18 protein-coding genes, 1 tRNA gene and 1 other annotated feature are annotated in these 17,155 nt (G+C 53.3%); of the genes, 13 read left to right on the top strand and 6 right to left on the bottom strand.

From position 1 onward, the window contains the following. Window positions 1-167 precede the first annotated feature (167 nt). Window positions 168-962 (top strand): hypothetical protein, encoded by a 795-nt coding sequence (locus tag M0646_RS00640; protein ID WP_149817222.1) that lies wholly within the window; start codon window positions 168-170, stop codon window positions 960-962. A gap of 6 nt (window positions 963-968) precedes the next feature. On the opposite strand, the gene M0646_RS00635 is transcribed toward M0646_RS00640, so the two are convergent. Further along, window positions 969-1,850: an alpha/beta fold hydrolase gene (locus M0646_RS00635; protein ID WP_286626136.1), complete on the bottom strand. Its 882-nt coding sequence runs from the start codon at window positions 1,848-1,850 to the stop codon at window positions 969-971. Window positions 1,851-1,945: 95 nt separating this feature from the next. On the opposite strand from M0646_RS00635, the gene secE reads away from it, so the two are divergent. From secE to rnhA, 7 genes are all read left to right on the top strand, one after another. Further along, a complete protein-coding gene (gene secE, locus M0646_RS00630) occupies window positions 1,946-2,161 on the top strand; it encodes a preprotein translocase subunit SecE (RefSeq protein ID WP_149817217.1) in 216 nt (71 codons plus the stop codon). A gap of 30 nt (window positions 2,162-2,191) precedes the next feature. Continuing rightward, entirely contained in the window at window positions 2,192-2,875 is a 684-nt protein-coding gene (gene nusG, locus M0646_RS00625; protein ID WP_149817215.1) for a transcription termination/antitermination protein NusG, read from the top strand. Between the two features lie 14 nt (window positions 2,876-2,889). Then, a complete protein-coding gene (rplK, locus tag M0646_RS00620) occupies window positions 2,890-3,315 on the top strand; it encodes a 50S ribosomal protein L11 (protein WP_149817213.1) in 426 nt (141 codons plus the stop codon). Between the two features lie 85 nt (window positions 3,316-3,400). Beyond that, the gene (gene rplA, locus M0646_RS00615; protein ID WP_190278287.1) at window positions 3,401-4,117 is read left to right on the top strand and encodes a 50S ribosomal protein L1; all 717 of its coding nucleotides are present in this window, start codon (window positions 3,401-3,403) and stop codon (window positions 4,115-4,117) included. A gap of 27 nt (window positions 4,118-4,144) precedes the next feature. Further along, window positions 4,145-4,277: a sequence feature (ribosomal protein L10 leader region), on the top strand. Window positions 4,278-4,295: 18 nt separating this feature from the next. Further along, entirely contained in the window at window positions 4,296-4,823 is a 528-nt protein-coding gene (rplJ, locus tag M0646_RS00610; protein WP_149817208.1) for a 50S ribosomal protein L10, read from the top strand. A 75-nt stretch (window positions 4,824-4,898) separates the two neighbouring features. Next, on the top strand, window positions 4,899-5,297 hold the full coding sequence (gene rplL, locus M0646_RS00605; RefSeq protein WP_149817205.1) for a 50S ribosomal protein L7/L12: 399 nt from the start codon (window positions 4,899-4,901) through the stop codon (window positions 5,295-5,297). Between the two features lie 80 nt (window positions 5,298-5,377). Further along, complete coding sequence (gene rnhA, locus M0646_RS00600) at window positions 5,378-5,857, top strand: ribonuclease HI (RefSeq protein ID WP_149817203.1); 480 nt, start codon at window positions 5,378-5,380, stop codon at window positions 5,855-5,857. Here the strand turns inward: rnhA and M0646_RS00595 are convergent. Further along, window positions 5,790-6,587 (bottom strand): TIGR01548 family HAD-type hydrolase, encoded by a 798-nt coding sequence (locus M0646_RS00595; protein ID WP_190278134.1) that lies wholly within the window; start codon window positions 6,585-6,587, stop codon window positions 5,790-5,792. The two genes, rnhA and M0646_RS00595, sit on opposite strands and share 68 nt — an antisense overlap. A 91-nt stretch (window positions 6,588-6,678) precedes the next feature. Here M0646_RS00595 and M0646_RS00590 point away from each other — a divergent pair, with 91 nt between their 5' ends. Then, window positions 6,679-6,978, top strand: coding sequence for a 30S ribosomal protein PSRP-3 (locus tag M0646_RS00590; RefSeq protein ID WP_149817201.1), 300 nt, complete (start codon window positions 6,679-6,681; stop codon window positions 6,976-6,978). A 199-nt stretch (window positions 6,979-7,177) separates the two neighbouring features. Then, complete coding sequence (locus tag M0646_RS00585) at window positions 7,178-8,254, top strand: isocitrate/isopropylmalate dehydrogenase family protein (RefSeq protein ID WP_149817199.1); 1,077 nt, start codon at window positions 7,178-7,180, stop codon at window positions 8,252-8,254. On the opposite strand, the gene M0646_RS00580 is transcribed toward M0646_RS00585, so the two are convergent. Together M0646_RS00580 and M0646_RS00575 are read right to left on the bottom strand one after the other, a co-directional pair. After that, window positions 8,251-9,609 (bottom strand): TrkH family potassium uptake protein, encoded by a 1,359-nt coding sequence (locus M0646_RS00580; protein ID WP_315863014.1) that lies wholly within the window; start codon window positions 9,607-9,609, stop codon window positions 8,251-8,253. The genes M0646_RS00585 and M0646_RS00580 overlap by 4 nt on opposite strands. An 87-nt stretch (window positions 9,610-9,696) precedes the next feature. Beyond that, window positions 9,697-9,770: transfer RNA gene (locus tag M0646_RS00575), tRNA-Pro, on the bottom strand. 103 nt (window positions 9,771-9,873) lie between these two features. Here M0646_RS00575 and lepA point away from each other — a divergent pair. Together lepA and M0646_RS00565 are read left to right on the top strand one after the other, a co-directional pair. Next, entirely contained in the window at window positions 9,874-11,685 is a 1,812-nt protein-coding gene (gene lepA, locus M0646_RS00570) for a translation elongation factor 4 (RefSeq protein ID WP_181496686.1), read from the top strand. A gap of 10 nt (window positions 11,686-11,695) precedes the next feature. Further along, complete coding sequence (locus M0646_RS00565) at window positions 11,696-11,851, top strand: hypothetical protein (protein ID WP_206201713.1); 156 nt, start codon at window positions 11,696-11,698, stop codon at window positions 11,849-11,851. 6 nt (window positions 11,852-11,857) lie between these two features. Here the strand turns inward: M0646_RS00565 and M0646_RS00560 are convergent, their stop codons facing one another. Together M0646_RS00560 and M0646_RS00555 are read right to left on the bottom strand one after the other, a co-directional pair. Then, window positions 11,858-13,579, bottom strand: coding sequence for a transglutaminase domain-containing protein (locus M0646_RS00560; RefSeq protein ID WP_286626131.1), 1,722 nt, complete (start codon window positions 13,577-13,579; stop codon window positions 11,858-11,860). Window positions 13,580-13,593: 14 nt separating this feature from the next. After that, window positions 13,594-16,068: an ATP-dependent Clp protease ATP-binding subunit gene (locus M0646_RS00555; RefSeq protein ID WP_149817189.1), complete on the bottom strand. Its 2,475-nt coding sequence runs from the start codon at window positions 16,066-16,068 to the stop codon at window positions 13,594-13,596. Window positions 16,069-16,418: 350 nt separating this feature from the next. On the opposite strand from M0646_RS00555, the gene M0646_RS00550 reads away from it, so the two are divergent. Continuing rightward, on the top strand, window positions 16,419-17,111 hold the full coding sequence (locus M0646_RS00550; protein WP_149817186.1) for an HAD family phosphatase: 693 nt from the start codon (window positions 16,419-16,421) through the stop codon (window positions 17,109-17,111). Window positions 17,112-17,155: the final 44 nt, after the last annotated feature.

Raw genomic sequence — 17,155 nt, 5'->3', positions numbered from 1 at the left:
ATAGTCACGAGATTTTTTAACTAATTCTGTCAAGATCATAAAACTTCGTTAATTTTCCTGCGATCGGCCTAGGCCAATTGCTATGCTGGAGGTGTGAGGAGCCGTCATCATTCGTTTAACCAAACTGTCAATAAAATAAGCAAACTTTATTTCAGAGGAGTGACCTCATGGTAACCCGATTTGCGCCGTGGCGGGGCTTTTTGATCTCCTCAGTCTGTGGGATATTGACAGCCCTTGCGATCGCCCCAGTAACGCCTGCCCAAGCCCAGCGACCCTCAGCCCCCGATCAACCCGTAGAAACAGTAGTCACGGATCCGCTTCAGAGTCCTTTCCCCCTCCCTTGGAAATGGATTGACGACGGCCACGCCGCTGCTCTAAAGGCTAAGAAATCTCTCCGCTTGACTCAGCAGACGCCCCAATATCTCTCTCCCGATGGCCGCTATGTGGCACAGGCCACCCTCTACTTCACGGCCCATCCAGAAGCCCATCGGCAACAACTGGTGAGTGTTTTGGAAATTCGCGATCGCCAGAGCGGCAGTCAGCAGCGCATTGAAAGCCTCAAGGAAATGCCGCCTGAATTTTTGGCAGAGGTGCCCCAAGGTCAAGGTCTGATTGCAGTACTGGTTCCAGTTGGCTGGTCAGAAACGGGCAATCGTCTCTTGGTGCGCCAGCTTAGCGGCTTGTTTGCCACTGATTTAATTAGCGATGGCGCGTGGATTTGGCAGGCGGGGTTGGGTCATGTGGCCACGGTTTATCCCACCGCTGATGAATACGACTTTGCCACCCTTTTGGGCTGGAGCACAACGGATCCGCAGCGGGTGCTCTTTCAAACCCAAACCATGGGGAACCCCAAAGCCACAATTTGGGCAGTGGATACTCAAGGCAGCACCCAATTGGCCCAGGGCGATCGCCCCCGTGTCTATGGCACAACCCTACCCGCCACTGCCAATGCCCAGCGTTAGATCACCTCAGGGGGAGGCCAGCAACTGGCCAAGGTAGCGATCAATCCAGCCAATCATCACCGCAGGGCACTCCAACTGCGGCGTTAGTCCCACCCCTGGCATCACATCAAAAGCACGAATCGCGTCGGGGTTTAACTGTGCCAAGCGTTGACCCACGGCCACAGGAGGGAGTTTTGCCTGCTCTCCCCAAACGATATAGGTCGGCACCGTCAAATGGGGTAAAAAGCGACTGAGATCGCAGCAGAGATCACCCCGCACAAAAGCCAGTGCAGCAAATTCTGCCCCCGCCGACTGCGCTACTTGCGTATAGGTGGCAACCATTTCCGGGCTGATGCGGCTAGGTCGGGCAAACTGTTGATTGGCCATAAAGGATTGCACACTCAGGGAATTGGCCACGCCGAGGCGATAAAAGGCGATATCCACATAGGACTGGCGGGCAATCTGGGCAAGGGGGGTCTGGCGGTAATCTTGACCAAAATCACTCAGCCCCGTTGGACAGGTGAGAATCAGGCCACAGAAGCGTTGGGGATGGGCGATCGCCCCTTGAATAGCAAAGGCTGCCGTCAGTGACGACGTGATTACCACTGCTGGTTCTGCCGTCAATTGACCAAGGCACTCTAGCAAATGATCCACATAAGCCGCCACCGTATAGGGTTGATCGCGATGCTCAGAGGCGCCCCAACCGGGCAAATCCAAAGCAAAAAGGGGATACTCGGCTGAAAAGGCCAGATAAACTGCCGACCATTCATAGCGGCTCGAGCCACCACCAAAACCATGCCAAAAAAATAAAGGCGGCCGAGCAGGGTTAACATTGCCGAGATCATTGGTAACGTAGGCCACCTCACCCATAGCCGTCGTGAGGGTGCGCGATCGCAAGCAATCAAACATCGGGATTTCCTAAAAAGAAGAAACCTGCTATGATAATAAATCGCGCTGAATTAAACGGGTAGCAACGGGCTGCCCCCGCCCTAAGGAGTGCCGCCGTGACCAAGAGTACCGAAGGCGAAAAGCCCACTAGTGGCTTTAATCTAACCGAGTTTTTCCGCGAAACCAAGGAAGAACTCAGCAAAGTGGTGTGGCCCGATCGCCAGCGTCTGATTGGCGAATCTGCGGCAGTCATTCTCATCGTTTCCCTTTCGGCTGCGGTCATCTACCTAGTGGATGAACTCTTTCGTTGGCTGGCCACACTGATTTTCTAGACAGCCAAAGATTCCTACGAGTACGCGCCTATGGTGAGTGAATTTACTGATCATTCTGATCTGAACGATCCTCTTGACGACACCGTTGAAGTGGCCGAAGGGGATCAAGCGGGTAAGGTCAAACGGTTTTGGTATGCCGTGCAGGTGGCCTCTGGCTGCGAAAAAAAAGTGAAAAGCACCATCGAGCAGCGGCTCCATACGCTGGATGTGGCCGATCGCATCTTTCGCATTGAAATTCCCCAAACCCCCGTCATCAAAATCAAAAAAGATGGCTCGCGGCAAACCATTGAGGAAAAAGTTTTTCCCGGTTATGTTCTTGTCCAAGTGCGGGCACAGCAGTCCCCCGAAACAGGTGAATGGCAAATTGATGATGAAGCTTGGCAGGTAATTAAAAACACCCCCAATGTGATTAACTTTGTGGGTGCCGAGCAACGCCGCAGTACAGGCCGCGGCCGCGGTCACGTCAAGCCCATGCCCCTGAGTCCGGCCGAAGTGGATCGCATCTTCCGCAAAGCCCAAGAACAAGAACCGGTGCACCGCATTGATCTCAATAGTGGTGATAAGATCAAAGTTCTCAATGGTCCCTTTAAGGACTTTGAGGGAGAGGTGATTGAAGTCAGTGCTGAGCGCAGCAAACTGAAAGCATTACTCTCGATTTTTGGCCGCGAAACGCCGGTCGAACTCGAAGTGACTCAAGTGGAAAAAGTAGATTAGGACGCTAACTCACTATGGCGAAAAAGGTCGTCGCAGTTATTAAACTTGCCATTCAAGCGGGTAAAGCCAACCCTGCTCCCCCCATTGGTCCGGCCCTTGGTCAGCACGGTGTGAACATCATGATGTTCTGCAAAGAGTACAATGCTCGCACCGCCGATCAAGTGGGGATGGTGGTTCCCGTTGAAATTTCGGTCTATGAAGATCGCAGTTTCACCTTTGTTCTGAAAACGCCGCCCGCTTCCGTGCTGATTCAAAAAGCTGCGGGCATTGAAAAAGGCTCCGGCGAACCCAACAAGAAAAAAGTGGGCAGCATCACCCGTGCCCAACTGCGGGAAATTGCTGAGAAGAAAATGCCGGATCTCAATGCCAACGATATTGAAGCGGCCATGCGGATTATCGAAGGTACTGCTCGCAATATGGGCGTGACCATTGCTGACTAAAGCTTTCCTTCGTGTGTTCCTGTTGAGTCCGTTGTTGTGTTGGGGGGAGAAACTTCGTTTCGTTAGTACCCCGTGGAGGTAAATTCTGATGCGTAAACTCTCGCGACGACTGCGTGAACTCTATGCCAAGGTGGAGGATCGTCCCTACGCTCCCCTTGAGGCCTTGCAACTGCTGAAGGAAACGGCCACAGCCAAATTTCCTGAATCGGCAGAAGCCCACATCCGCTTGGGCATTGATCCCAAATATACCGACCAACAATTGCGAACCACTGTGGCGCTCCCCAAAGGCACCGGTCAAACGATTCGCGTGGCGGTCATTGCCCGGGGTGAAAAAGTGACTGAAGCCAGTGCCGCCGGTGCCGATGTTGTGGGTTCAGAGGAACTCATTGACGAAATTCAAAAGGGGCGGATGGACTTTGATCTCCTCATTGCCACCCCCGATATGATGCCCCAAGTAGCTAAAGTGGGTCGGATTTTGGGTCCGCGGGGGCTAATGCCGTCGCCCAAAGCCGGTACAGTGACCTTTGACTTGCCCCAAGCGATTCAGGAGTTCAAAGCGGGGAAAGTGGAATTCCGCGCCGATCGCACCGGGATTGTCCATGTGCTCTTTGGCAAAGCTAGCTTCAGCGCCGAAGACTTGCTCGTCAACCTCAAGGCACTACAAGAGAGTATTGACCGCAACCGCCCGAGTGGTGCCAAGGGTCGCTACTGGCGCAGTGTCTATGTGGCCGCAACGATGGGGCCGAGCATTCAAGTGGACATCAACGCCCTGCGGGAGCTAAAACTGGCCGAAGCCGCCTAAGGAGGACTTGCCTATTGCCCAATACTGGACAACTCAAGACTGAAACCGAAGACCGCAGGGGTCTGGCTCAGACATAATCTTCCTGCCGAGGTTTGCGAAGTCCATCCGTTGGGATTGGGCGATCGCCCCGGCACCACTGCTGGGGTTTTTCTTTCACTGACTACAGGAGGTGATGCGCGTGGGACGCACGCTAGCAAACAAAAAAGAAATTGTGGCGGAGCTAAAGGAACGCCTGAGCGAGTCACAAATGGCACTGGTGATTGACTACCAAGGTCTCACCGATGCTGAGATGAAGGATTTGCGGCAACGCTTGCGCAAGTGTAATGCCAGTTGCAAGGTCACTAAAAATACGCTGATGGAATTGGCGGTTAAAGAAAGTGACACTTGGCAACCCATGACCCAATTCCTTAAGGGACCTTCGGCGTTCCTCTTGGTCAAGGATGACATTGGTGGCACGATCAAGGCCTACCAAGAATTCCAAAAGGCCACGAAAAAAACCACCCTACGCGGTGGGGTCATGGAGGGACGGGCCCTTGATGAAGCGCAAGTGAAGGCCATTGGTGATCTGCCCTCAAAAGAACAACTCATGGCGCAGATTGCTGGTGCCCTCAATGCCGTCACAGCGAAGATTGCCATTGGCATCAAGGAGGTTCCTGCTTCCTTGGCGCGGGCAACCCAGGCGATCGCCGACAAAGGTGCGGCATAGATCGATCCTGTTTTCGGTTTCCCTTGGGAAGCCACCTGTTCTTGTTTTCTAACCTTGAAACGATAGGAGTTGACAATGTCTGCTGCAACCGATGAAATTCTCGAAAAGTTGAAATCCTTGACCCTGCTGGAAGCCGCTGAGCTGGTCAAGCAAATTGAAGAGGCCTTTGGTGTCAGTGCCGCTGCGCCGGTCGGTGGCATGATGGTCGCCGCTCCTGTGGGTGGTGGTGCTGCTGCTCCCGCAGAAGAAGTCGAAGAGAAAACCGCCTTCGATGTCATTCTCGAAGAAGTCCCCGCCGACAAGAAGATTGCCGTGCTCAAAGTGGTGCGCTCTTTGACCGGCTTGGGTCTCAAGGAAGCCAAGGAAGTGGTGGAATCCACGCCCAAACCCGTGAAAGAAGGTGCCACCAAAGAAGACGCCGAAGCCGCTAAGAAAGAACTCGAGGAAGCCGGCGCCAAAGTCAGCATCAAGTAGTCTTTGGTATCCATTTGTTTCGGGGGTGGTCTTGTGGCCCCCCCTTTTTTATTTGCAACCTTTGGAGGGCATAGAGACTCATGACCGAGATTCGTGCCATTTATACCGATGGTGCCTGCGAAGGCAATCCGGGACCGGGGGGCTGGGGCGTGGTCATTTACTTTACCGACGGCTCTGTGCAGGAACTGGGGGGACATCACCCCGCGACCACAAATAATCGCATGGAATTGCAGGCGGCCATTGCAGCCCTCAAGGCATGGCGCCAACTGGCTCCGGGGAGCGCGATCGCCCTTTACACCGACAGCGAATATGTCCTCAAGGGAATTACGGAGTGGATCCACAACTGGAAACGGCGGGGCTGGAAAACAGCCGCCAAAAAGCCTGTTCTCAACCAAGACCTGTGGCAGGAGCTAGATGCCCTCAATGATCCCTTAGTCCAGTGGCACCATGTGCGTGGCCATAGTGGCGATGTCGGCAATGAACGCTGTGATCTTATTGCCCGCAGTTTGAGTCGTGGGCAGCCAATTGCCCTAAGAACGCTGCCACCATCGCTGGGGTAATGTCGCGCGTGTGTTCAAAAACTGCACTGGCTCCCGCTGAGCGCAAGCGATCGCCATAGCGTTGCCGATCTTCGGGCTGGACATGGGGAGGAATCACCCCTAAGGCAATCCACGGCGTTGTTGCTTGTTCTTTGCGGGCATTGACAACGGTCTGCATATCCGCCACTGTATCCCCCACATAAAAGGCAGGAATGGTTTCCTGAGCCGCGGCCTGACGGTAGGCCATGCGGAGTCCTGTGGGGTCGGGTTTGCCGGGGGCATCTTCCATGGCGATCAAAAGGGGCTGATCGAGACCCAAGCGGTGTTTCAGAACATATTCTGCCGAGTCCCGCGTCGCACCACTGACAAACCCCCAGCGGATTTGTGCCTGATCAAGAGCCTGAAAATAGGCAACATCCACCAGCAGTGGCTCATCTTGAATATAGCCGCACCAATTTTCGCCACTATAGCGCTCCTCAAAAAAGATCACTAGGCGTTCATAGTCCAAGGGCACTTGGCAGCGGGGTTTCCCTTGGCGTTCAAAGTAGCGATAAATGAGTTCACGCGACCCTTCCCAGTCGTTATTCCAGCAGCCTTCCGCCTTGAGGTTGTCAATTTCCTTTTGACTGGGACGATAGGCACCCCCCGTAAAATGCTCGACGGTATCCGCTAGGGCACGGCGATAGGAACGACTGACATCGCGAATCACCCCATCAATATCAAAAAAGACACAGGCGCAGGGGGTACTCAACCGTAGCTCTCCAGAAACTTGTATGCAGTTGGCCTGATTGGTTATTATAAAGGATGGCTTTTTGTGAAAAACGAGTTTTAGGAGGTTAGAATTGTCCCGCTTTACCCTGAGAGTACTTTGGTTAGAAAAAGACGTGGCGATCGCTGTCGATCAAATTGTTGGCAAAGGGACAAGCCCCCTCACCTCCTACTTCTTTTGGCCGCGCACCGATGCTTGGGAACTCCTGAAGGCGGAGTTAGAGAAGAAATCTTGGATTACGGAAGCCGAGCGGATTGAACTCCTCAACCGTGCCACCGAAATCATTAACTACTGGCAAGAGGAAGGCAAAAATCGTCCCGTCAGCGAGGCACAAAAGCGCTTTAGTGATGTTAGTTTTGTAGGCACAGCCTAGGGTATTCTGAATCCCGAGGTAAATCACTACCTGTTGAGGAGAAACATGATGGGAATTGTTTTGTACTTTGTCATTGTTGCGGGCGCGATCGCCTTGGCGACAATTTTGTTTCACACGCTACGTACGGTGAAGCTCATTTAGCGGCATCCTACCCTCCTAATACCTTTGTCTTTCAGTTCTGCATAGGGAGAGAGAACTCGTGTCCCACGCTGTTACCTTAATTCGCGGCGACGGTATTGGTCCTGAGGTTGCCGCTGCCACTCGCACTGCCATTGATGCTACGGGCGTCAAAATTGATTGGGTGGTGGTGGATGCCGGTGTGGACATGATGGAACGCTACGGTACCCCCTTGCCCGAACACGTTCTCGATGCGATCAAAAGCACGAAAACTGCCATCAAAGGGCCGATTACCACCCCCGTAGGTACGGGCTTTCGTTCTGTGAATGTCGAGATCCGCAAGCGGCTCAATCTCTATGCGAACCTACGGCCGGCTAAATCCATTGTTGGGGTGAAAAGCTATTTTCAAAACATTGACCTTGTCATTGTTCGCGAGAATACCGAAGACCTCTATGCCGGGATTGAGTTTGAATACACCAGTCCCGAGGCGGCCAAAGCCCGTGCCTTTTTGAGTGATCTAGCGGGTAAGCCGATCCGTGAGGATGCTGCCATTGGTGTCAAGCCGATTTCTGTGCTGGGGAGCGATCGCATCATTGAGTTTGCCTTCAAATATGCCAAGGCCAACCATCGCCAGAAAGTGACTGCCGTTCACAAGGCCAACATCATGAAATTTACCGATGGCCTCTTCCTTGAACGTGCCCGCGAAATTGCTACCCGTTACCCCGACATTGCCTTTGAAGATCGCATCGTCGATAACATGTGCATGCAGTTGATGCAGAAGCCCGAACTCTACGATGTGATGGTGATGCCCAACCTCTACGGTGATATTCTTTCCGACCTTTGTGCCGGGATGATTGGGGGTCTAGGAGTGGCACCGGGGGCAAACATTGGCGATGAATATGCCGTTTTTGAGGCGATTCATGGTTCAGCACCTAAATATGCCGGCCAAAATAAAGCCAATCCTACGGCATTGATTCTCTCAGGGGTGTTGATGCTGCAACACTTGGGTGAAATGGAAGCGGCACGGCGTCTGCAAGCGGCTGTGGAAAAAGTCATTGCTGAGGGGCGCTTTGTCACCTATGATTTGGCTGCACCGGGCAAAGAACCCGTGGGTACCCAAGAGATGGCTGCCGCCATTGCCGAGTACGCTGCCCCCTAACCCACCAGCAGATTTTCCTCAGGATATTGGACGCTAGAAGGCTGGGGGTCACCGATAATTGCCGCCATCAGCAGCAGGATACCCACCCGTCCAGCATACATCGTTACAATCAAGACCAGCTTGGAAAAGACGGTTAGCCCACTGGTAATGCCGGTGGAGAGACCAACGGTGGCAAAGGCAGAAACAGTTTCAAAGAGAATATTAATGAAATTCTCTTCGGGGTCAGCGATCGCGATGAGGGTAGTGGAAACCAGCACCGTAAACATTGAGCCAAAGGCGACAGCGACCGCTTTCATGATCAGCGAGGGGGGCACCTGACGGCGGTAGAGCAGCACCACCTCTTTCCCTTGCAGAGCTGACTTGGTAATCCCTGCCAAAATCCGCAACGTGGTTGTTTTAATGCCCCCTGCCGTCCCACCGGGGCTACCGCCAATAAACATCAGGGCAATGATAATAAATAAACCGCCATTGTTAAACTCGCCAAGATTGACCGTATTAAAGCCAGCGGTACGGGAAGTAACGGACTGAAACCATGCTAGCAATAATTTTTGATCAAACGAAAAAACACCATACTGTGGCGATCGCATCTCCGTCGCAAACAGCATCGCCGTTCCCAAGATGAGGAGAATCGCCGTTGTACTCGTCACAATTTTGAAATTGAGGCTAAACGTCATCTGGCTCGCCTTGCGGATTAGATAGGCGGGTTTACCCCAGTGACGCAGATGCTCCCGCAGCCAAAGATAAAACTCAAAGATCACCTCATAGCCAATGCCGCCAAAAATAATCAGCAGTGAAATCACGAAATTCAGGGGCACAGAGGTTTGATACCCCATCAAGCTGTCACTAAACAGACTAAACCCGGCATTATTCCAAGCACTGATACTGTGAAACACCGCCAGCCACAGTGCCCGTGGATCACTAAAGTCTTGGCGAAAAATCAGCCACAGCAACAAGGCACCCGTCAGTTCAAAGAGAAACGTGAGACCCAAAATCGAGCGCACCAATTGCCGTGCCCCCTGCATGCCCCGCCGATCCAAGGCTTGCTGTACCGCTATCTTCTGCCGCAGGTTAAACTTGCGTCCCAGCAAAATAATCAAAAAGGTGGTCGCCGTCATGTACCCCAGACCACCCACCTGGATCAACAGCAGAATCACCAGTTGACCAAAGGGAGAAAAGTGGGTTCCCGTATCGACAATAATGTGGCCGGTCACACAAACGGCCGATGTTGCGGTAAAGAGAGCAACGATAAAGGGGTTCCATTCCCCATTACTAGTGGACCAAGGCAGCCACAACAGCAGCGTCCCCAGCGTAATCACCGCCAAAAATCCAAGGCAAATTGTCCGTGGAACCGTCAGCATCAATGAATACGTATCCAAAAGGCCTGAGGCTAATCTACCGCAGGATTGTATGGGCAACAATCGTTCTAGGTTTACGGTTCCGAATCGGGATGACAGGATTTGAACCTGCGACCCTCTGCTCCCAAAGCAGATGCGCTACCAAGCTGCGCTACATCCCGGCAGTTAATTTCTATCCTACCACCGAATTCTCAGCACAATCGGACAGGGACGCTTAGAATCAAGAAAGGAGTTTTTCATTTTGTTAAGGTTGCCCTCGCTGGTATGACCGACGTCCCCGTTTCCCACATTCGCAATTTCTCGATCATTGCCCACATTGATCACGGCAAATCGACCCTTGCCGATCGCCTGCTGCAATTTACAGGCACGGTGGATCCCCGTGAAATGAAGGAACAGTTTCTTGACAATATGGAGCTGGAGCGGGAGCGGGGAATTACGATTAAGCTGCAAGCTGCCCGCATGACCTACACCAGTCGCGATGGCGAAACGTATATTTTGAATTTGATTGACACCCCCGGCCACGTGGATTTTTCCTATGAGGTGTCGCGATCGCTGGCTGCCTGTGAAGGGGCACTCCTCGTTGTGGATGCCTCCCAAGGGGTAGAAGCGCAAACCCTGGCCAATGTCTATCTGGCATTGGAGCATAATTTAGAAATTATTCCGGTCCTCAACAAAATTGACCTACCCGGTGCTGAACCCGATCGCGTGAAGGCAGAAATTGAAGAGATTATTGGCCTCGACTGCTCCCAAGCGGTTCTAGCGTCTGCCAAGGAGGGAATTGGCATTGAGGAAATTCTGGAATCCATTGTGCATTTGGTGCCACCCCCCCGCGATACGGTAGATCAACCCCTGCGGGCATTGATTTTTGATAGCTACTACGATGCCTACCGAGGGGTGATTGTCTATTTTCGGGTCATGGATGGTGTGGTGCGCAAGGGCGATCGCATTCGCTTGATGGCCTCTGGCAAAGAGTACGAAATTGATGAACTCGGCGTTCTCGCGCCCAACCAAAAACCCGTGGACAGTCTCCATGCCGGGGAAGTGGGCTACCTCGCAGCCGCCATTAAAGCCGTTGGCGATGCCCGTGTCGGCGACACGATTACATTGGCACAAAACCCAGCCAAGGAACCTCTTCCGGGTTACACTGAGGCCAAACCGATGGTCTTTTGTGGTCTTTTTCCCACGGATGCCGATCAGTTTGAGGATCTGCGGGAAGCCCTTGAAAAATTGAAGCTCAACGATGCTTCGCTCCACTACGAGCCGGAAACCTCCAGTGCCATGGGCTTTGGGTTCCGCTGTGGTTTTTTGGGGCTGCTGCACATGGAAATTATCCAAGAGCGGCTAGAGCGGGAATACAATCTGGACTTAATCATTACCGCCCCTTCGGTGGTCTATCGCGTCACCACCATCAAAGGGGAAGTGCTGACGATTGATAACCCCAGCCTGCTACCGGAACCCCAATACCGCGAAAAAATTGAGGAACCCTACGTTCAACTGGAAATGATTACCCCCGAAACCTATGTGGGAACGCTGATGGAATTGGCGCAGTCGCGGCGGGGCATCTTTAAGGATATGCGCTACCTCACCCAAGGGCGCACCACATTGGTCTATGAAATGCCCTTGGCGGAAATTGTGACGGACTTTTTCGATGAAATGAAGTCGCGATCGCGCGGCTATGCCAGTATGGAATACCACCTGATTGGCTACCGTCCTAATGATCTGGTGAAACTGGATATCCTGATCAATAACGACCCGGTGGATTCCTTGGCAGCGATTGTTCACCGCGATAAGGCCTACTATGTGGGACGTGCCCTTGTCAGCAAACTCAAGGATTTGATCCCACGCCACCAGTTCAAAATTCCCATTCAAGCGGCCATTGGCTCACGGGTGATTGCCAGTGAAAGTATTCCCGCCTTACGCAAAGATGTCTTGGCCAAGTGCTACGGCGGCGATGTGACCCGTAAACGCAAGCTCCTCGAAAAACAAAAAGCGGGTAAAAAACGGATGAAGGCGATCGGGCGGGTGGATGTCCCCCAAGAGGCCTTTATGGCGGTATTGCGACTCAAGAATGAATAGGAGGCTCAGGGTGTCTCAACGGTCATCGGGCAAATGGGTGGCGATCGTCACCGGTGTCATTTCCCTGTTATTGGGAATTGGCTACTTGGTGTTAGTACAGCTTTTGGATTGGCGCGGCGATTGGCAGCCGGCTCCTTTGGGATTACTGCGAGTGCTCCTGTCTTAGAACTATTTAGGCAATTGGGGGCAGCTCACCATGAATGGTAAAGCGCACATGATTGAGGGCTAAATCTCCAAGGCGTAGCCCGCGATCGCGATAATTCGTGCTCTCAAAGCGAATCCCTTTACCCGCTTCCACGTGGTACCAAGGCAGTGCCATAAAGAACCGTGTTGGATAAGGGCCGCGCTCTACGACATCATCGGGATTGGACTCCATGGGCAACCAGCCAACCCCCGGCACATAAAACTCCAACCAAACGTGGTTATAGGTGGGTTGAAGGGGGATGCCCCGCTTTTGGGGATGGGGGGGACATTTGTAGCGACCCACCGTACGGCAGGCAATGCCATTTAATCGCGCCAAGGCAAGGAGCACCCCCACGTACTCACCACAGGACCCCGTTCCCCGTTTCAAAACCAAATCGGGCGTTTCAATCGTGGGTCGCATGGCATAGCTCAGGCGATCGTACACATAGTTACGAATCTTGAGCATCTTGCGCAGGATATTGGTCTCTGTGCCCACAGCTTGCCGTGCCACCTCCTGGACAATGGGTTGATCCATCGCCAACTCATCGTTATCCACTAGATACTGTGCTGCAAATTCTGGCGGCAGCGGTAGCGTCTCATCAATGTCGTCAAAGCTGAGATGGTACTTGATACCTCTCACTTCTAGCCAAGCACGCCAACCAAAAAGACGGGCTTCGTAGGGACGCACTTCAGGAAAATCAAACACCGCCACCTGCTGATCACCCACGGTTTCCAAGCGAAAGGGGGTACCGACGGGTTCAACCCGCAGCAATTTTTGGCGCAGGGAATTGGCGGGCAGAGCAATTCGCCACTCTAGGTTATCTAGGTGCAGCGCATCGAGGGGAGACATTTCCTCCACGTAGGCCATCTCAATCAGATAGCCATTGGAGACCGTGTAATACTGCTCTTTGTGGGTCTGATAGAGCAGAGGATGAATCAGGCAAATATCGCGATGATCAATTTCGAGGGGGGCTTCGCGGTTGTTGGGGTTATCCCGCAAATAGGGTTCTTCACCGCCATAGGCCACCCACAGTCGCCCCGTTGCATCAAAGGTAAACGCCGTTGGCTGGGCAAAGGGCGTCAAGGCCACCCATTCAACACGGCCACTCTGGCGATCGAGACAATAGATGGATTGCTCTAGGCGATCGCTCACCCACAGATAGCCATCCTTGAGGGCTAAATTTTCACAGCCAATGCCCGGCGCGCTGAGGCGATACTGCTCTCGACCTGTTTCATCAAAACAGTGGATGTAACCCGATTTTTGACAGGCCACATAGATGCCTGTGTCATCCACCGCCACACCGTAAATGGGATAGCGGCACTCCAGCACCTTTTCTACATGCCAGTCAGGCAGATGACAGCGATAGAGCCATGTGTCCCGGCAAAACCAGAGGGTTTCGCGATGGAGACAGAGGCCATCGGCATCGAGAAATGCCTCTAGATCGTAGGGATTGAGAATCTCACTGTGGTCATTTTCGCCATTGATGAGCAAAATAAAGCCCCGCACCCGATCCAAGGCCAAAAAACTGGCGCCAAGGGTTGCTTGGCAAAAGGGCAAACGGGGCAATTGACGTAGCCACAGGGCTTGGGGATCGACCCATGCCAGACCGTGGATTTGGTAAGCACCCAAGGGATAAATGGTGCGCCAGTCGTGATCCAGCGCTCGGGAGCTGAGGGAGTCCCCATAAACCTCTTGCGGTGTGTCTGGCATAGGAAGTCAATACCCTACTCAACCGCTTGGGGCAGTAGCTCACGCCGAGGTTGAGCTTGAATCTTCACTTGACCCGATTCATCCACATCAATGAGGGCAGTATCCCCTTCACGAATGCGGCCAGAGAGCATTTCCTCAGCCAAGGTATCCTCTAGGAGGCGCATAATGGCTCGCCGCAGGGGTCGCGCACCGTAGCTGGGATTGTAGCCTTCTTCAATGAGTCGCTCCTTGAAGCGATCCGTCACTTCTAGGGTGATTCCTTTCTCGGTCAGGCGTGAGAAGACCTCCTTCAAGAGGATGTCGGCAATTTGCTTGACCTCGTCTTTGGTCAGCTGGCGGAAGACAATAATCTCATCCACGCGGTTGAGGAACTCTGGACGGAAGTACTGCTTCAGTTCCTCATTCACCAAGGAGCGAATGCGATTGTATTGCGATTCAGCAGCATCCTCAGTGCCAAACTCAAAGCCAAGACCGCCAGCGCCTTTCTCAATCACCTTCGAGCCAATGTTCGAGGTCATGATCAAGAGGGTGTTCTTGAAGTCAACAGTACGCCCCTTAGAGTCAGTGAGGCGACCATCCTCAAGGATTTGCAGCAGCAGGTTAAAGACATCGGGATGGGCTTTCTCGATTTCGTCAAAGAGCACCACCGTGTAGGGACGCCGCCGCACGGCTTCGGTCAGTTGACCGCCCTCGTTGTAGCCGACATAGCCGGGGGGCGAACCAATGAGCTTGGAGACGGTATGCCGCTCCATGTACTCGGACATATCCAGGCGGATCATCGCCTCTTCAGAACCAAAGAAGTAGGCGGCCAAGGCTTTCGTTAGCTCGGTTTTACCCACACCGGTTGGCCCAGAGAAGATAAAGCTAGCAATGGGACGGTTGGGATTTTTTAGACCGACACGGGCACGGCGAATGGCACGGGAGATGGCTTTCACCGCTTCATCTTGGCCAATGACCCGCTGGTGCAGGGTCTCCTCCATGTGCAGCAGTTTTTCCGATTCGCTTTCGGTGAGCTTGCTGACAGGCACACCCGTCCAAGAGGCAACAATGTGGGCAATGTCCTCTTCGGTAACGACGGGGGTTTCCTCTTCACCATTGGCGCTTTCGGATTTTTTCTGCTGGGCAATGGCACGGATTTGCGCTTTCAGTTCCATCTCGCGATCGCGCAACTCACCCGCTTTGTCAAAGTTTTGGGCACGCACGGCATCGTCTTTTTCTTTGAGCACTTGCCGCAATTCGCGATCCAGTTCCTTGGCCGCAGGCGGTAGTTGCGAGTTAATCAGGCGCACCCGTGAGCCGGCTTCGTCAATGAGGTCAATGGCTTTGTCGGGCAGATAGCGATCGCTAATGTAGCGATCAGACAGCTTCGCTGCCGCCTCAAGGGCTTCATCGGAAATTTTCAGCTTGTGGTGCTTCTCGTAGCGTTCCCGCAGGCCGTAGAGGATCTCAATGGTTTCCTCAACGGAGGGTTCACCCACCATCACCGGTTGGAAGCGGCGCTCCAAGGCGGCATCTCGCTCAATGTGTTTGCGGTACTCATCCAACGTGGTGGCACCAATGCACTGCAACTCACCACGAGCCAAGGCGGGTTTGAGGATATTCGCCGCATCAATGGCACCCTCAGCGGCCCCAGCCCCAATCAACGTGTGTACCTCGTCAATCACCAAGATCACGTTACCGGCTTGGCGGATCTCGTCCATGATCTTCTTCAGCCGCTCTTCAAACTCACCTCGGTACTTCGTGCCCGCCACCAACAGGCCAATATCGAGGGTGACCACCCGCTTGTCTTCTAGAATATCGGGGACATCTTTATTGGCAATGCGTTGGGCAAGGCCTTCAGCAATAGCGGTTTTACCTACCCCCGGTTCACCGATCAGCACAGGGTTATTTTTGGTGCGGCGGCCGAGGATTTGAATCACCCGCTCAATTTCTTTTTGCCGACCCACCACGGGATCTAGCTTGCCATCAATGGCCATCTGGGTGAGGTTGGCACCAAATTCGTCCAGTGTCGGTGTTTTGGTGCGCCCTTGGCTGGCACCGGCAGCCACTTCTGCGGTTTCACCCAGCATACGAATCACTTGAGTGCGCACTTTCGACAGATCAACGCCGAGATTTTCAAGAACCCGTGCTGCTACCCCTTCCCCTTCGCGAATCAGACCCAAAAGAAGGTGCTCAGTACCAATATAGTTGTGTCCCAGTTGGCGGGCTTCTTCGAGGGAGAGTTCCAACACTCGCTTGGCACGGGGGGTAAAGGGAATCTCCACCGCCACAAAACCAGACCCACGGCCAATAATTTTTTCCACTTCGATGCGGGCATCCTTGAGGTTCACCCCCATGGAACGTAGCACCTTCGCAGCCACACCGGTGCCTTCACCAATCAATCCGAGGAGAATTTGTTCGGTACCGACAAAGTTGTGGCCGAGGCGGCGAGCCTCTTCCTGTGCCAGCATGATGACTTTAATGGCTTTTTCTGTAAACCGTTCAAACATGACCCTTCCCCTAATGGCTCCTGCGTGCTGGTAACACTCATCTTAACACGTCCACTTTGGCGTGTTTTTGTATGCCAATTTACAGCCCTCTTCCCAAAAGATGGAACAGACCCAGAACCGTCAAATCCACTCTTAAACAGGATCAACGTCCCTTGACGTACCCTATAGCTTAGATAAAGGGCTGTACTCCTACTGTAGATGTTGACTCATTTTTTTGCAGGTGTGGTTGCCCGTATTTTAATTGAGATTTTGGGGGCTAGCCTGCGGCAAAATTCCATTGATCGATTGGCCAGCCTCTTTAGTCTCAAAAGACGATAGACTACACTTGCTGATGCCCAAATTTTTCGCCAATGGCTAATTTTTCCCAGTTTCTTGCCGTTGAACCCTCGCAGCGTGCCCTGATTTTTGATATGGATGGGGTCATCTGCCATACCATGCCCTACCACCTTGAAGCTTGGCGGGTCTATGTCGATCGCACCCCTGAACTGCGGCAGCAGATCAATCTGGAACAGTTGCGGCAAATGGGGGGCAAACGCAATGCCGAACTCCTGCCAGAACTCTTGGGGCGATCGGTCACTGAAGCGGAAGTCGAACGCTGGGGCGCCGGCAAAGAGGCTGTCTTTCGGGAATTGCTGGCACCCAATTTGGAACTGTTGCCGGGGCTGTTGCCCTTTCTCAAAAGTGCTAAAGAAAAGGGCTATCGCTTGGGCCTAGGCACCTCGGCCTGTGCTGCCAATGTGGAATTGGTGCTCTCCTGTGAGGGGGTGGGCAACTTTTTCGATACGGTGGTGATGGAGCAGGATGTGCAGCGGGGCAAGCCCGATCCAGAATGCTATCTCCTAGTGGCGGAGCGGTTGCAGGTGTTGCCGCAGCATTGTCTTGTCTTTGAGGATGCCGTGGCAGGGGTGATGGCAGCGGTGCGGGCAGGGATGCTCTGCTGGGGAGTGTTAACAACGCAATCGGAAACGGCACTGCAAGCCGCAGGAGCAGAGGTCTGCATTGAGGACTTTACGGATCCACGCCTGCAATGGCTATTGTCCTAGGGCATTTTCGGCGATCATGGGTACTGGCGCGTTAGGAATCCACC

The sequence above is a fragment of the Thermosynechococcus sp. B3 genome, assembly GCF_030323045.1.
GTDB lineage: Bacteria > Cyanobacteriota > Cyanobacteriia > Thermosynechococcales > Thermosynechococcaceae > Thermosynechococcus.
Note: the sequence above shows the minus strand (reverse complement) of the source record. Positions and strands in the feature narration are given on the sequence as shown.

What these genes read in the sequence shown, in the direction of transcription:
- M0646_RS00560 (WP_286626131.1), bottom strand. Translation starts at nt 13,579, where the DNA reads ATGCCAGACACACCGCAAGAGGTTTATGGGGACTCCCTCAGCTCCCGA.
- nusG (WP_149817215.1), top strand. Translation starts at nt 2,192, where the DNA reads ATGGTGAGTGAATTTACTGATCATTCTGATCTGAACGATCCTCTTGAC.
- rplL (WP_149817205.1), top strand. Translation starts at nt 4,899, where the DNA reads ATGTCTGCTGCAACCGATGAAATTCTCGAAAAGTTGAAATCCTTGACC.
- M0646_RS00555 (WP_149817189.1), bottom strand. Translation starts at nt 16,068, where the DNA reads ATGTTTGAACGGTTTACAGAAAAAGCCATTAAAGTCATCATGCTGGCA.
- lepA (WP_181496686.1), top strand. Translation starts at nt 9,874, where the DNA reads ATGACCGACGTCCCCGTTTCCCACATTCGCAATTTCTCGATCATTGCC.
- rnhA (WP_149817203.1), top strand. Translation starts at nt 5,378, where the DNA reads ATGACCGAGATTCGTGCCATTTATACCGATGGTGCCTGCGAAGGCAAT.
- rplK (WP_149817213.1), top strand. Translation starts at nt 2,890, where the DNA reads ATGGCGAAAAAGGTCGTCGCAGTTATTAAACTTGCCATTCAAGCGGGT.
- M0646_RS00640 (WP_149817222.1), top strand. Translation starts at nt 168, where the DNA reads ATGGTAACCCGATTTGCGCCGTGGCGGGGCTTTTTGATCTCCTCAGTC.
- M0646_RS00635 (WP_286626136.1), bottom strand. Translation starts at nt 1,850, where the DNA reads ATGTTTGATTGCTTGCGATCGCGCACCCTCACGACGGCTATGGGTGAG.
- M0646_RS00550 (WP_149817186.1), top strand. Translation starts at nt 16,419, where the DNA reads ATGGCTAATTTTTCCCAGTTTCTTGCCGTTGAACCCTCGCAGCGTGCC.